This window comes from Sphingomonas sp. CCH15-F11 (assembly GCF_001557005.1).
Lineage (GTDB): Bacteria > Pseudomonadota > Alphaproteobacteria > Sphingomonadales > Sphingomonadaceae > Sphingomonas.
In genome coordinates this window covers 13,747-27,277 of record NZ_LSKG01000099.1, presented here as the reverse complement: position 1 = coordinate 27,277, position 13,531 = coordinate 13,747, and the positions used below count along the sequence as shown (strand labels likewise).

Sequence of the window (13,531 nt, the reverse complement as noted above, 5' to 3'; positions counted from 1 at the left end):
ACGGTTGTCGGCTTCCGACCCAGTTTCAGCTGCCCACCGCCGATGGTTGGAACGTCTGCTTCTTTGCAGAAGCTGCCGGACCGTCTTCCTTATCGCGCAGCGACCGTGCCAATGAGCCTTTCTGTGTCAGTTTAGTCTGCGGGAAGCTTGAGGTAGAGCTCGCTCGATCCGATGTTAATGATCCCGGAAAAACCGCTGAGGATGTCCTGGCCGACGACCCCGTCGATCTCCGTGCCCGTGGCCGTCTTCAGCCGCGCGACAACGCTGTCGAGATTGGTGCTGTAGACCCGCTTCAAGGGCACGGCCCTGCCGCCGAGCGCGATGCTCTCGATCGGATGGCTGGTAATCGCGATGCTGCCCCCGGCGCCGGCTCCCTGCGCCTCGCCGGATGCTGCGCCGAGCCCGAACTTCCCAAGCCGGTCATGCCGCACCACGGTCGCACCCGCGCCGGAGTCGAGCACGAAGGTGCCCGCCTGCCCATTTATCTCAACGTCGACGATCTCGTGACCAGTGGGAAGCTTGGTGAGCTTCAAGACCGTAAAGCCCTTGCTCGCGAGGAAGCGGCTGACTTCGCCGGGTTTGAGCGGTGCAGCCGGTGCAGGTGCAGGAAGGATCATGGCAAGGGCGACGATGATTGGGGCAATGGGACGCATGAAGAATACCTCACAAGTGGCGGTTGAATGGATGGCCGACCCGGCGGCACCGGGCGGTCAGATGAGCTTGCGCAGGCTGAGGCTGATCACCCTGCCGAGCGGGTCGAGATAAGCCGGCTGGTAGCTCAGCGGCACCGAACCGACGGCGTCGCGCACCTGTGGGCGGGTGTTGAACAGGTTGGTGACTCCCAGCGATACGCGGGTGCCCTTCAGCCATGCAGGAGGCTTCTTGCCGCCGAGCGCTTCGGAGAGATTGGCAAACAGGTTGAGGTTGACGATCGCATAGTCGTCGAAGCGCAGGTCGCTCGCGGGCTGGCCCGGATCGCGCACCGCGGTCGCGCTGCGCCAGTTGGCAGAGACCCGCGCCCCCCACCCGCCCTTGAACGCGCCCGCCTGGAGATCAACCTCGTGCCGCCGCCGGCCGCCGAGGAAATCGACCGCGCCGCCATCCAGCAGATCCAGCCGCGGTCCACCGCGGCGCAAGGTGATCTCGTCCTTGAAATACCAGTTATGGTAGAGGCTGAGATAAAGGCGGCTCGTCAGGTTGGCCGCCCCTTGCGCGGTCGCGCTGCCGGGTTCGGGGCGGATCAGTTGAGCGTTCGGGAACAGCCGCTTCACCTCGGCCTCGCTGGTTACCACCTTTACCCGCGCATCGCGCAGGTATTCCGGCACCTTGCCGAGCGGGCGGGTGAAGTTGATCCCCCAGCGCAGCTGCTGCTGGCGCGCCTCGGCGAAGTTGACCGCGCGAGCATCGATCTGCTGCAGGCGGCCCGTCGCATCGCGGGAAAAGCGCTCGGGAAAGGCTGTCTCGATCAGCGAGGTGAGGATCGGAAAGGTGGCAACCGGATTGTCGGTCCGGCTGCGCACGTAATCGGCGCTGATGCTGAAGTCGGTCCTGGCCAGCGGCCGCAGCGTCATGCCGAGCCGGAACAGGCTGCGGTCGTCATTGGCAAGTGCAGAATTGCCGCCGGTGACGCGGTCAATGTCGACCACTTCGCGACGGACGAAGTCGAAGGTGCGAAGGTTCGGCGTGATCAGCGTCGGCCCGCCCAACTGCTCGAGCGTGGGCGCGCCCTCTTCGCGCGTGAACGAGGCGACGAGGTCGATGGCCTTGGCCGGCGACCAGTTGAGGCCAAAGCCATAGGTCCAAAGCGTTCCCGCGTCTGACAGACGGTCGTAGGCGACATTGGCGTTGAGGGTCAGGTTTCCGAATGGCGATGCCTTCTCTTCGGTGCGGCTCAAAACGGGGATGGAGACATCCGCCTGCACGCCCCCACGGTCGCGGGAAAGATCGGCGACAGTGGCCGCACCGCCGAAGCTCGCCCGACCCGTAAAGTCGCGGAATTCTCCCCCGATCCTCAGGCTTGCCGACAGCGGACCCGCAGGCAGCGTCGCAACCGGCCCCGAAGCGAGGAAATCGGCGTTGAACAGCGTATCGGTCGACAGCGCCGCATCGCGCCGTGACGGCGTATCCGCCGCATCGGTCAGCACCTCGCCCTCGGTCCGGTCGAAATTGCCGAGCGCAGTCCATTGCCACCGACCAAGGCGGCCGCCGATGGTGGTGCCGACATGCACCAGCGTCTGGTCACTGTCGCGCTGCAGGATCCGCCCCTGGCCGCGCCCGAGCAGGCTGTCGTTGCGGCTGACATCGACCCGCCCGTTGAGGGTTGCCGAGATGTCCTTCAACACATGCCCGCTGAGCACACCGTTGACGCCGAAGCGCTCGTTTTCGGGGAGCAGCGTGCGGACCTCGCCCAGCTCGGGGCTTGCCGCGAACTGTTGCACGTCGCGCTCGCTCTCGAGCAGGTTGCCTGCGCGCGAATAGTTCGCGCCGAGCGCGATGCGGGTGTCGCCAGCGATCCGCAGATAGTCGGCGTTGCCGATGCCGGTCTCCCGCCCGCCTTCACCCGGGGTCAGAAAGCTCGCCTGCCCCGCCCGCGACCGGTAGCGCGCGAAGGTGACGATGTTCACCACCTTCTGGTCCGCCCGGTAGCCATATTGCAGTGCCAGCTCCTCCGGAAAAATCTCCATGCGCTCGATCGCTTCGGAGGGGATTCGGGCGATCTCCGCGAAATCGGAGACACGCCGCCCGTTGAGCAACGTCACCGGCGGGGCGTCACCCCTTCCGCGGTTGCTGGCGGTCTGGGGGGCGATGGTATCGAGGAGCGCGCCGATGTTCTCGGCCCCAAAGGCGCGGATGTCGAGCTGGCTGAAGCTGCGTTCGGGCGGGATATCGCTGTTCACCGAGCCGCGCGGCCGCTCGCCGGACACGACGATTTCATCGGACTTCGGCGGCGCATCGCTTGCAGCAGCCGCACCTTCGCCGGCTTCCGCCTTGCCCGCAGCCGCGCGTGCGGCCTCGCGCGCTTCGGGGGGAAGCTGATCGCCATATTGCTCGAGCAGTTTCCGGGCGAGCTCGGGCGGCAGCGGTTTGCCGTCGAGTGTCTGAACCCGCACTGACGGCTGCCCGGCTGAGGCGCTGGGCGGAGGCAGCTGGTCCTTCAGTCGTTCCTCGATCTGCCGCGCGAGTTCCGGGGGAAGCGGCTTGCCATCGGGGCCGTAGAAGACCCGCTTCGGCGGGGCTGCGGCCTCGCTCTCCTGAGCGCCTTGTGCATCGGCCGCAACTGGGGGCGCTTTCGCCCTGTCGGCCGCCTGCGCCAGCACCGTGCTCGGCGCCGCGCCCACAAGAAGCCCCGCTGCAATTCCGCACCATCTGCCTGTCACACAAATCTCCAAGTTTGTGAACCTGGCGGGGACAAGAGCAGCCTTGCGTATCGACCGGATGGCGCGGGTGTAACGAGTCGTGATACGCGAATGCTACAAAGCCCTGTTATCCCGTCCGCCATGACACCCCTGTCCGATTTCCCGAGCGCGATCCTCGTCGTCGACGACGATGCGAGCATTCGCGACGCAATCGCCGATTTTCTGGGGATGCACGGCTATGCGGTGCGCGCGGCGGAGAATGCGGTGGCCTGCGACCGCGCACTGACGGCAGCGCCCGCCGACCTGATCGTGCTCGACGTCATGATGCCCGGCGAGGACGGGCTGTCGCTGTGCCGGCGACTGGGCGCGGGCGGGACACCTATCCTCATGCTAAGTGCGCTCGACGCCGTGACCGACCGGATCGTGGGGCTTGAGGTCGGCGCCTGGGATTACATGACCAAGCCCTTCGAACCGCGCGAGTTGCTGGCGCGGGTGCGGGCGCTGCTGCGACGTCCGGCGGCCGACCGGGGCGAACTCCGGGACGCGTCAGGTGAGGCATTGATGTTCGCGGGGTGGTGGTTCGATGTCGAGCAGAGACGCCTGCGCGCTCCTTCAGGCATTCCCATGATGCTGACCGAAGGCGAACACGCGTTGCTCGCCGCCTTTGTCAGGCGGCCCGGGCGCATCCTGTCGCGCGATGTCCTGCTCGACCTTGCCCGCGGGGTCGATGCCGCGCCCTATGACCGCGCCATCGACATCGCCGTCAGCCGGTTGCGCCGCAAGCTCGCCGAAGCGGACCCGGCCCCGCTGATCGAGACCGTGCGCGGCGCGGGTTACCGGTTCCTTCCGGCGGTGCAGCGGGCGTGAAGCGCGCGCCCAGCGCCCTTGTGTCGATCGGAGGCTTCGGGGTCGCGGTGGCGGTGCTGAGCGTGACCACCACCGCAGCCATCGTGCTCGCCGCGCCACCGCCCCCGGCCGCGCGGATCGTGGCGTCAGAAGCGATCATGGCGCTACGCACGCAGACCCTTGGGTTCGACCGGCGCATTGCCGCCGCGCCGCCCGCCGGCCCGCGTATCCCCGTGGTCGAAGGCCTGATTGCTGCCGAACTCGGCAGGTCTGTCGAGGATCTGCGGGTGACCCGGCTTGATGCGGCACCGGCAGTCGCGATAAGTGTTCGTGCGATGCCGAAGGACGAGGTGATACGTGTCTTCGGCAAAGACCTGCCCGCTACAATTGTCCTGCGCGAGCGCGACGCAGCGAAGCTCAAGGTGGTTGAAGCTGGTGCTGCAACAAAGGCCTTGCGTCAGGTGCTGCTCGATCTGCCGCTGCCGGCTTACGCCGCCAGCCTGAGACAGCCAGACGGCCGCTGGCTGGTCGTCAAGCCTGCCGAGCCGTTCCTTGGTGGATGGCAGCGCAGCATCCTCATTGCACTGGCCGTCAGCCTGCTGCTGCTGGCGCCGCTCGCTTGGTTCTTCGCGCGGCGGCTGACGCGCCCGTTCCGCGCGCTCGCCGGGGCGCTCGGTAGCGATGCCGCGTTGATCCGGCAGGAGGGGCCGCGCGAACTGCGCGAGGCGGCAGCTGCGATCATTGCTATGCAGAACCGCTTGGCCGAAGAGGCAACAGAGCGTGCTCGTATGCTTACGGCCATCGCCCATGACCTGCGCACACCGCTCACCGGCCTGCGCCTGCGGATCGAAGGCGTGCTCGAACCGCAACGTGCGCGCATGGTACATGACGTCGAGCGGATGCAGGCGATGATAGGCGAGGTGCTCAATTTCGCCCGCGACGCAGCGGCACCGGCCGCGCTGATCGACGTGCGCGCTGCACTCGAGCTGATCATCGACGAGATGCATGCCGGGCGCGAAACGATCGTTCTCGAATCTGGCGAGGATGCGCAGATCCGGGTCCCGGAATCCGCTTTCCGCCGGGCGATCGAGAACCTGCTCAGCAATGCCGTGACCTACGCCGGTGGCGGCACGGTCAGTATCGCGAATTCGCAGGGTGAGGTTGCCATCTCGGTGCGCGACGAGGGCCCGGGCATTCCCAAGACGGATCGAGAGCGCCTGCTGCGTCCCTTTGAACGCGGTGAAAGCTCGCGCAATCGCGACACAGGCGGGGCAGGTTTGGGGCTGAGCATAGTTCACAATTTCGCAGCACAGCATGCAGGCGCCTTCGCGCTACGCGATACACCGGGCGGCGGAATCACAGCGATACTGCGCTTGCCGGCGGCGTGAATTCTAATCGCGGATCGATACGTCATGCCATGCCCACGCAAGACGATCGAGACCAGCCACCGTCGTCACTCCGGAAGTGTAATGGCCGCTTCTGGCAATTCCCCTTATGTAATTGAGTTGCGGGGCTGGAGCGAGGGCGGCAAGCCTGTGCCCTTCCTGCCACTTACACCGGGCGGGTTCAGCAGCGATGTCTATACCCCGGCGCTCGCCGCGCTGCCGCGGCATCCCGAAGCGGTAATACCGGTGGAACGGATCGCCGGGCCGGTGCTGCTGCTGTGCGGCGAGGAAGACAGCCTGTGGCCGTCGTGCCCGATGGCGCGCGCGGTCGAGGCGCGGCGTGATGGCAGCGGCGCGGGCCTGGCAACCACGCTGCTCGCCTACAAGGATGCCGGGCACTTCGGGGTCGGCCCGCCGCTTCCCGAAGGCAAGCCGGTGCCCTTCATGCTGACGGTGTTCGGCGGCACCGGACAGGGCAATCTCGCCGCGCGCAAGGATGGCTGGCCGCGCACCATCGCCTTCCTTGCAACTGCTCTGAACGAGCCCCCTGCTGGCAAGGCCGCTCCATGACGATCAGTCTCCGGGCATTGCGGCTGGGCGCGAGTGCGCTTGAGGTGGTCCCGGCCAGCCGGCTCGCCGCCTCGCAGGGGATGACCCGCTGGGGTTCCCGGTGCCATTGCCGAGGTTTTGCAGATGGGAACCTGGACCGATGACGGCACGCTACGACAAGATCGGGATCAATTACGACCAGCTGCGATTGCCGGATCCCCGGATCGCCAGGCAGATCAACCATGCTCTGGGAACGGCCGCGAGCGTCTTGAACGTCGGAGCGGGAACCGGGTCATATGAGCCTGTCGATAGACAAGTCACAGCTGTCGAGCCGTCGATTGAAATGATCCGCAAGCGAAGGTCGTCGGCCTATCCCGTAATTCAGGCGAGCGCCGAGCACCTTCCCTTCGAAGATCAGTCCTTCGATGCCGCGATGGCAATTCTGACCATCCACCATTGGCCCGACAAATCTGCAGGCCTGCGCGAAATCCGGAGGGTGACGCGTGGGCCCATCGTGCTGCTGACTTTCGACCCGGCGCACCAGCCATGGTTGACCGACTACCTGCCCGAACTCGTTTCGCTCGACGAAGGCCAAATGCCGCAAATGAAGCAATATGAAGAATGGCTCGGCTCGGTGTCGATTGCGCCGGTCCTGGTTCCGCATGATTGCACGGACGGTTTCCTCTACGCCTATTGGCGGCGGCCGGAGGCCTATCTGGACGCGCGGATCAGGTCGGGAAGCTCTTCTTTCTGGTCGATCCAAGGGCTGGAGCAGGGCCTTGCGCGTTTGTCGCATGATCTGGAAACCGGGCAGTGGGACAGCAAGCACGGCCATCTTCGCGATCAGCAGGAATATGATGCAGGATACCGGCTGGTGATCGGCAACCCGCAGCAGGACGGCTAGCCACCCGGCGCCGGCCATCAGCGGGGAGCCACCGCGATCGTGGCAGCCCTCGCGTGCCTTCGGGGAAGAAGGCGGAAGGGGAAGTATGCGGCGAAAGGCAATCATGGTGGATGTCGACGGCGTCCTCATTACGCACCCGAATGGAGGTGCATGGTCTGCCAATCTCGAAAACGACCTCGGCATCCCGCCTTCCGTGCTGCATGACCGATTTTTCCGTCGCCATTGGACTGATGTCGTGCACGGACGTGCTGCACTGCGGGATCGACTGGCACTCGCTCTCGCCGAAATTGCGCCCTCGGTCTCTCCGGCAGCGCTGATCGAATACTGGTTCGAGAGTGACGCGCATATCGACGAGCGTTTGCTGGCAGAGCTTCAGCACCTGCGAAACGAAGGCTTCGCGCTCCATTTGGCCACAGTCCAGGAGCATGAGCGTGCCGCATACCTTTGGGATCGGCTGGCGCTGCGCGATAGCTTCGACGGGATGCACTACGCTGCCTCGCTCGGCTGTTCCAAGCCCGATCATGCCTTCTACCGGGCGGTTGAAGCCGCTGTGCAGATCCCTCCCGCAGCGATCTTTTTCATCGACGACAAGATCGAAAACGTGGAAGCGGCAAGAGAATGCGGTTGGACTGCCGCACTGTGGACTGGGAGCAGCACTGTCCGGGAACTGATGCAAGTGATGCAGTGGGAATACCGTTGAACAACCCGGAGCCAACCTCGGCGGCAGTGTTCACAAGCACTATATCCGCCATGCAGCGTCAACGGGTTTCTCAGCGCAAGCCACCATTCTGAAAACGACCACGTTGTTGCGTGAGGGGGCGCGGTTCGGTGAGATATTCTTATGAACGATAAGTGCTTTGAAGATCAAACCGTCGCGATGCTGAATTCTCTTTAGCTGCCACTCCGGAATCCGCCCATCACCGGTCATAGCTGAGGCCAGCCCGCGATCTCGAAATCTGTCCGGCTGCTTCGGCCTGTTTCTGCCAGCAGCCGACATTTAGACGCCGACCCCGTAGCGAACATTGGCGTGAGGGTCTGCTCGCGCTATCGTCTCAGGCGATGCGCAAGTTTCTTCGAGAGTTTGGCATCTTCGGTGTTGCCCCGCTGATATTCGCTTTTTTCTGCCTGTTCGGTTTGGTCGGAGGCTGACCGGTGGCATGGATGTGCGGGGCGCTCGGTGTCTCGCGAAGCGGGTTTCATGCCTGGCTAACTCGATCCCCGTCCCCGAACGAGCGGTCCTGAATGTCAGCCGACGCGCGGAAGTTGAAGCGGCGATTCCGCTCTCCACCCGATGGCAGCCTAGCGCCGTCCTCCCCGCCAGCTCGATCAGGTCTGCAGCGTCAACTGTCCTTGCTCGACGTTAACGAGGCGGCCGCAGTCAAGGTTTTCACAGCGGCTTCGGCGCTGGCTTTCGCTTCCCGGATGCACTCCCGTTCCTGCCGGAAGTTGGACGGCAGGCTCGGCACCACTTGGCTTCTGCACAACGCGATTGCCGCGCGCTGAATGCGCATCGCCAAAATGCGTTGCCCTTTGTCCGAACCGAGATCGAGGGTGCCGACCTTGACCGTAATGCTCTGCGGAACGGAGGCAGCGGCTGCGTTGGCCGAGGCCACGAGGCTGGTGGCGGCAAGCAGGGCGTGGAAACGCTTCATGATCATTTCCTTCGATACCTCGCCGCCCACTCATCTGAGCGGTGATGCATCGGGATTGGTCGCCGGGCGCGCCTGACGCTTGCTGCGTATCAAAACGGGCTGATTGTTTTCGGATCCGGGCGGGCTGGTCGTGTTTGTAACCGCTGGTTGATTCCGAAATCGGCTTGTCGCTCTTGCCGGGCTCTGGCAGCCGAGCCCCGATGACAGGCTTGGAACAGCTCGATCTGATGGCGCGTGGCGGGTCGATCGCTTTGCTTGCCTTGTGGGGCTGGATCCTGGTTCGCGATCACCGTGATCAGCTTGCCGCTAAGCTCGCGATCGCCATGGCGCTGGCGATCATCTGCTACCTGCTTCAGACCTCAAAGAGTCTCTCGATTCCTGCGATCGGGAGCCTTGCCCTTTCAATATTCGGCGCTTCTACGGCGGGGATATTCTGGCTGTTTGCCAAGGCCTGGTTCAACGACGAAACGCATATCCGGGTCCGCGATCTGGCCTTGGTGGGATTGGCCGCGCTCAACAGCCTTGTGATGTTCGTTAGCCGTGCTGATGGCGGGATCATCAATCAGATCGCGGGCGCGCTGTTCCGGGGCGGTATGCTTTTGTTCGCATCAGCCGCCCTGTGGGAGGTCTGGCGCGGGCGTGAGGGCGACTTGATCGAGAGCAGGCGCCGCCTGCGGCTCCGGTTGGTCGCAGCGGTCGCGTTCTACGTCGTCGTTATCGCGCTCACGCAGATCGCGGTGCATAATCTGGGCATGCCCGATTGGTTGCTCGGCATCGTCAACGGCAGCATTGTTGCGATCTCGCTCGGCTTTTGCGCCGTGATGTTCGGGATGCGGCAGGCCGACCTGTTCGGACCAGTGGAGGCCGCACGTCCTGGCTCGGCACGGCCAGCGGTTGATGGCCCGCTCGCTGACAAGCTGCGCAGCCACATGGAGGGGCACAAGGTGTGGCGGGATGAAGGGCTGACCATTGCAAAGCTCGCCGCCCAGCTGGGTGAGCAGGAATATCGCCTGCGCCGCACCATCAACGGACAGCTCGGGCACCGCAATTTCTCCGCCTTCCTTAATGGTTACCGCATCGCCGAGGTGAAGTCTGCGCTGGCCGATCCCGCGCAGAGGGGGGTGCCCATCATCACCATCGCGCTTGATGCCGGTTTCGGCTCGCTCGGCCCGTTCAACCGCGCCTTCCGAGAGGCCGAGGGCATGACCCCGAGTGAATTCCGCGCCCGCGCGCTGGCCGTTTCCGAAATCGGCTAGCCGGTTTCGAGCAGATGAGCGCATGGCGGGGCGGTCTCCGGAAAAGACCCCGAGAGTCTGCCTTGAGGATCGCACCATGCCGACCGGAGTTCCGCCGCTCGATATCCTGCTGGAACGGGGGCTTTACATCTTCACCTTCGATCTCAACCGCTACCTGATCGCCGCCTCGGTGACATTCGCGATCGTGTGGCAGCTGCGGCGAACGGTGCTGAAGGCGCGCAAAATCCAGAAGCGGGAGGCAAGCCTCGCCGATATGCGGCGCGAAGTTGCGCAGTCTCTGCAATCGGTGTTCGTCTACACCATCGGCATTTGCCTTCTGCTCTGGGGGCGCGAAGTCGGGGTGTTCTACGATGTCCTCGGCGTCAGTGTTGGGTTGGGTGTGGATGTGCTGATCCTGGCTGCGATCACCATCGCGCATGATGCCTATTTCTACTGGACCCACCGGATGATGCACCACCCGCGCCTGTTCCGGTTCTTCCACCGCGCGCATCACAGGTCGATCACGCCGACGCCATGGGCCGCCTACAGCTTTGCGATCCCCGAGGCGGCAGTGGCGTTCGCGTTCGTGCCGCTGTGGCAATTTTTCGTGCCGACGCCCGGCTGGGTGATGTTCACCTGGCTGAACTTCCAGATCATCCGCAATGCGATGGGGCATGCCGGGTTCGAGTTCTTCCCCCGCTGGTGGCTGGATTCGCCGCTGACGCGCTGGATCAACACCACGGTCCACCACGACCTGCATCACAATGGCGGCTTTGCCACCAATTACGGCCTCTATTTCACCTGGTGGGACAAGTGGATGGGGACCGAGCATCCGGGTTACCACGAGAAGTTTCGCGAAGTGACGGGGCGCACGCAGCAGATCAAGGCGGAAAGCTGCGACGAAGTGACCGCGTAAGCGTACCTTCCTCACAATTGCTTCCAAATAAAAAGGGGCCGGCCCATTGATTGAAGATGCGCCAACTGCGCTCGGCCCATCAAAACGCCTCCCCGATCCCCTTGATCCATTCGGATTTCATTCGAACGGTCGGTTCCGGCAATTTGAGTTTCAAGGCCCGACGATCCTCACTTCGTCGCCTTCGCGCAGGACGCCAGGCCGGGCAATCGAGGCATACATTGTGAAGGCGTTTCCAAAACGCTGCGCAACGGTGCGTAAAACCTGCGCGTCGCGCTTGGCCGTGTCAGGGTCGATCGTGATCATAGCGCAGCGCGGCGCCCCATAAGCGATCAGGAGTTCAGCGCCGCCGGCCTCGCCGAAACCGATCCGCTGCCCTTGCCAGGCCTCGTCCAGGCAATCGCTCTCAACGATTATGTTCGTTCGGAACCGGCGTCGATCGAGCGACGCGCCATGAACCGCGTCTAGTTTCTTCAAGCTCGCGGTGGTCACGATCGAAACGGGCATCAGATCATAAGCGCCGATACCGAGTTGCATCAGATTTAGCGGTTCTCCCGCCTCTGCTTCCAGCGCTGCAATTAGCCCCGGATCGCTGAGCGAAAGCTCCCTGCCGTCGGGAGCAACCACCGTTACTTTCGAGTTACGGGGACTTCCAGGATCGTCATAAGCCGCTCGGTAAAGCACCAAGTCCGACAATTCGCGGGCCGTTAACCACGGGAAGCGTGTTGTATTGCTACGACGCACGAACCCGTATTGCCGATCGCCCTCGAGCCCTTGCCAGTCCATCTCGGCGACAGGCATCCGCTCCCCCGCCATCGACTTTACCGGATATCGCACGATCTCCAGAACGCGCCCGAGAATTTCGTTCATTGAAATATAGCCTCGTTGTGATGGCTAAAAAGCCTCTCCGCGATTTCCCGGGTAGCGACGGATCAGCGCTGACCACCCCGGACCACGTTGCAGACCATTCGCCTGCTCCGGATCATGTGCAGGCGGCAGCGATCAGCTGCTGAGCGCTGTCAACCGTCAATGCAGGTGCCGCTAACACCACGGATGTCTCGATCTGCCGTTCGGGCACATCCCAATATGTCTTCGGGAGTTGCGCCATTACCGGTTCGGGGACGAGCCCGAAACCATGTCTCCGATAGAAACCTATGGCCCAGTAAGCAGCGGCCCAAGTTCCGATCAGGATGGGAGAAGTCCCAGTGCCACGCAGGTGGTGGATCAAAGCCGAGCCGATCCCGAGGCCTTGGTGATCCGATAGCACGTAGGCATGCCTGATCAGGCGGACGTTGCGAACATGCTGTATGCCCATCACGCCGACCAAGTGACCGTTGATGGTGTAGCCCGTGAACCGGACCCCGGCAGCGACCTCGGCTTCCAGCTCATCCGATGGCATACAAGGCTCATGCCAGCGATCGTCGGGGATCACGCCTTTGTATGCGACTGCGGCATCATTGATGATGGCATTGATTTGCTGGTTTTCGCGCTTGGAACACAGCTTGATGGCATGGGGGCGGGCATCTTTTGCATTCCGGTCCACTGACTTCCCCCCGACAGCTGCGGTGCACAGGACCTATCCGAGCGGCACGTTACGATCTTGAATGAAATTGCAGCCGCTCAGCGCATGGCCGCAGCATAGGCACCCGGGGTCATGCCGAAGCGCCGAACGAATGCGCGGTGGAAATGGCTCTGGTCAGCAAAGCCTGCCTCGCAGCCAGCGTCGGCGAGGCCAACGCCGCTGCGGATCAGCGATTTGCCCAGTTCGAGCCGCCGCTGGATGATGTAGGCATGCGGGGTCAGACCCGTGCCGAGGCCAGCGATGCCGAGCGCCAAGAGTTTGCCGAGGCTCTGCTGCTGCAAGCAGCCATGCTGGGATCGGGCCTTGATCAATGGGCGCGCGAACCTGAGATGCTTGAACGGCTTGCCAAGGCCGCACGTCAAGGGGCGCTGGCGAGCGGACTCGACCTGGCCAAGATGACGCTCACGCCCGATGGCTTTGTCTCCAGAAGATAAGGTTCCCGTCGCCTGTTCGTCAGTTGCTCTCCACAGGAAAACCGTACATCCGTTATCCATCCCGCCGCGATCAGGAGCGGCGTGAAATCCTTATAGATGTCTTCAAAACAACCTCCCTAGAAGGCACTGCACGATCAATCGTCGAAGACCTTTACGATCTTCGAAGGATCACTTCGATAGTGAGCTAGTCTCGTTTCGATATCGCCGACATGAACCTCCAGCTTGTGCCCATCCGGATCGAGGAAGTAGATTGAATCCCCTTCGCTGCTATTGTCCTTCCAGACTTTGCAGGCTTCTCGCAGTCTCGCACTGATCTCAGCGAATTCGCCGTCAGGGACGCTGAATGCGAAGTGCGTGTAGTCTGGATGCGGCGACGTTCTCACAAGATCGTCACGCGATAGGCATAGCCAGAGTGCGCCAGCCTCTAGGTAGGCGCCATCATCCCACAACGCCCGGACCGAACAACCGAGGACGTCTCGGTAAAACATCACGGACCGCTGTACGTCGGCCACCGCCAGCGTGATGTGGTTCAGCCCGCATACGCCCGCACTTTTGCGCTCGCTCATTTGGAAGCCCCGGGTAGAAGAAACGAAATTTCGCCTTGTTCGAAGTTATTCAGTCCCATCGCTTTTGGCCCCAATCGGCAAGAACAACTCCCCGCCGGCGTGTTGATGG

15 protein-coding genes are annotated in these 13,531 nt (G+C 63.3%); 8 read left to right on the top strand and 7 right to left on the bottom strand.

What is annotated here, in order from left to right; genetic code table 11:
* Positions 1-131: 131 nt before the first annotated feature.
* Positions 132-653 (bottom strand): aspartyl protease family protein, encoded by a 522-nt coding sequence (locus AX709_RS08935; RefSeq protein WP_082731706.1) that lies wholly within the window; start codon positions 651-653, stop codon positions 132-134.
* 57 nt (positions 654-710) lie between these two features.
* The gene (locus AX709_RS08930) at positions 711-3,338 is read right to left on the bottom strand and encodes a TonB-dependent receptor domain-containing protein (RefSeq protein ID WP_082731705.1); all 2,628 of its coding nucleotides are present in this window, start codon (positions 3,336-3,338) and stop codon (positions 711-713) included.
* Between the two features lie 159 nt (positions 3,339-3,497).
* Between AX709_RS08930 and AX709_RS08925 the strand changes: the two genes are divergently transcribed.
* The 5 genes from AX709_RS08925 to AX709_RS08905 all read left to right on the top strand — a co-directional run bounded on the left by AX709_RS08925 (position 3,498) and on the right by AX709_RS08905 (position 7,740).
* Positions 3,498-4,223 carry a response regulator gene (locus AX709_RS08925; protein ID WP_066476950.1) on the top strand — a complete coding sequence of 242 codons (726 nt, stop codon included), beginning with the start codon at positions 3,498-3,500 and terminating at the stop codon, positions 4,221-4,223.
* Positions 4,220-5,590, top strand: a complete 1,371-nt coding sequence (locus tag AX709_RS08920; RefSeq protein WP_066476953.1) for a sensor histidine kinase — start codon at positions 4,220-4,222, stop codon at positions 5,588-5,590. Before AX709_RS08925 ends, AX709_RS08920 begins: the two co-directional genes overlap by 4 nt.
* Positions 5,591-5,707: 117 nt before the next feature.
* Complete coding sequence (locus tag AX709_RS08915; protein WP_066548942.1) at positions 5,708-6,157, top strand: acyl-CoA thioester hydrolase/BAAT C-terminal domain-containing protein; 450 nt, start codon at positions 5,708-5,710, stop codon at positions 6,155-6,157.
* Between the two features lie 139 nt (positions 6,158-6,296).
* Positions 6,297-7,040 carry a class I SAM-dependent methyltransferase gene (locus AX709_RS08910; RefSeq protein WP_066548938.1) on the top strand — a complete coding sequence of 248 codons (744 nt, stop codon included), beginning with the start codon at positions 6,297-6,299 and terminating at the stop codon, positions 7,038-7,040.
* A 103-nt stretch (positions 7,041-7,143) separates the two neighbouring features.
* A complete protein-coding gene (locus AX709_RS08905) occupies positions 7,144-7,740 on the top strand; it encodes an HAD-IA family hydrolase (RefSeq protein WP_231727474.1) in 597 nt (198 codons plus the stop codon).
* A gap of 640 nt (positions 7,741-8,380) precedes the next feature.
* Here AX709_RS08905 and AX709_RS08900 read toward each other — a convergent pair.
* Positions 8,381-8,692 carry a UrcA family protein gene (locus AX709_RS08900; RefSeq protein ID WP_197419101.1) on the bottom strand — a complete coding sequence of 104 codons (312 nt, stop codon included), beginning with the start codon at positions 8,690-8,692 and terminating at the stop codon, positions 8,381-8,383.
* A 209-nt stretch (positions 8,693-8,901) separates the two neighbouring features.
* On the opposite strand from AX709_RS08900, the gene AX709_RS08895 reads away from it, so the two are divergent.
* The gene (locus AX709_RS08895) at positions 8,902-9,948 is read left to right on the top strand and encodes a helix-turn-helix domain-containing protein (protein WP_066548934.1); all 1,047 of its coding nucleotides are present in this window, start codon (positions 8,902-8,904) and stop codon (positions 9,946-9,948) included.
* A gap of 76 nt (positions 9,949-10,024) precedes the next feature.
* Positions 10,025-10,843: a sterol desaturase family protein gene (locus AX709_RS08890; RefSeq protein WP_066548931.1), complete on the top strand. Its 819-nt coding sequence runs from the start codon at positions 10,025-10,027 to the stop codon at positions 10,841-10,843.
* Positions 10,844-10,993: 150 nt separating this feature from the next.
* Here AX709_RS08890 and AX709_RS08885 read toward each other — a convergent pair whose 3' ends face one another.
* The 3 genes from AX709_RS08885 to AX709_RS19175 all read right to left on the bottom strand — a co-directional run bounded on the left by AX709_RS08885 (position 10,994) and on the right by AX709_RS19175 (position 12,589).
* Positions 10,994-11,710 (bottom strand): MOSC domain-containing protein, encoded by a 717-nt coding sequence (locus AX709_RS08885; protein ID WP_066548930.1) that lies wholly within the window; start codon positions 11,708-11,710, stop codon positions 10,994-10,996.
* Positions 11,711-11,822: 112 nt separating this feature from the next.
* Entirely contained in the window at positions 11,823-12,383 is a 561-nt protein-coding gene (locus AX709_RS08880) for a GNAT family N-acetyltransferase (RefSeq protein ID WP_231727473.1), read from the bottom strand.
* A gap of 77 nt (positions 12,384-12,460) precedes the next feature.
* Positions 12,461-12,589 carry a helix-turn-helix domain-containing protein gene (locus tag AX709_RS19175; RefSeq protein WP_231725983.1) on the bottom strand — a complete coding sequence of 43 codons (129 nt, stop codon included), beginning with the start codon at positions 12,587-12,589 and terminating at the stop codon, positions 12,461-12,463.
* Between AX709_RS19175 and AX709_RS19170 the strand changes: the two genes are divergently transcribed.
* Positions 12,527-12,856 carry a hypothetical protein gene (locus AX709_RS19170; protein ID WP_231725984.1) on the top strand — a complete coding sequence of 110 codons (330 nt, stop codon included), beginning with the start codon at positions 12,527-12,529 and terminating at the stop codon, positions 12,854-12,856. The two genes, AX709_RS19175 and AX709_RS19170, sit on opposite strands and share 63 nt — an antisense overlap.
* 134 nt (positions 12,857-12,990) lie before the next feature.
* Here AX709_RS19170 and AX709_RS08870 read toward each other — a convergent pair whose 3' ends face one another.
* Positions 12,991-13,422: a VOC family protein gene (locus tag AX709_RS08870; protein ID WP_066476979.1), complete on the bottom strand. Its 432-nt coding sequence runs from the start codon at positions 13,420-13,422 to the stop codon at positions 12,991-12,993.
* Positions 13,423-13,531: the final 109 nt, after the last annotated feature.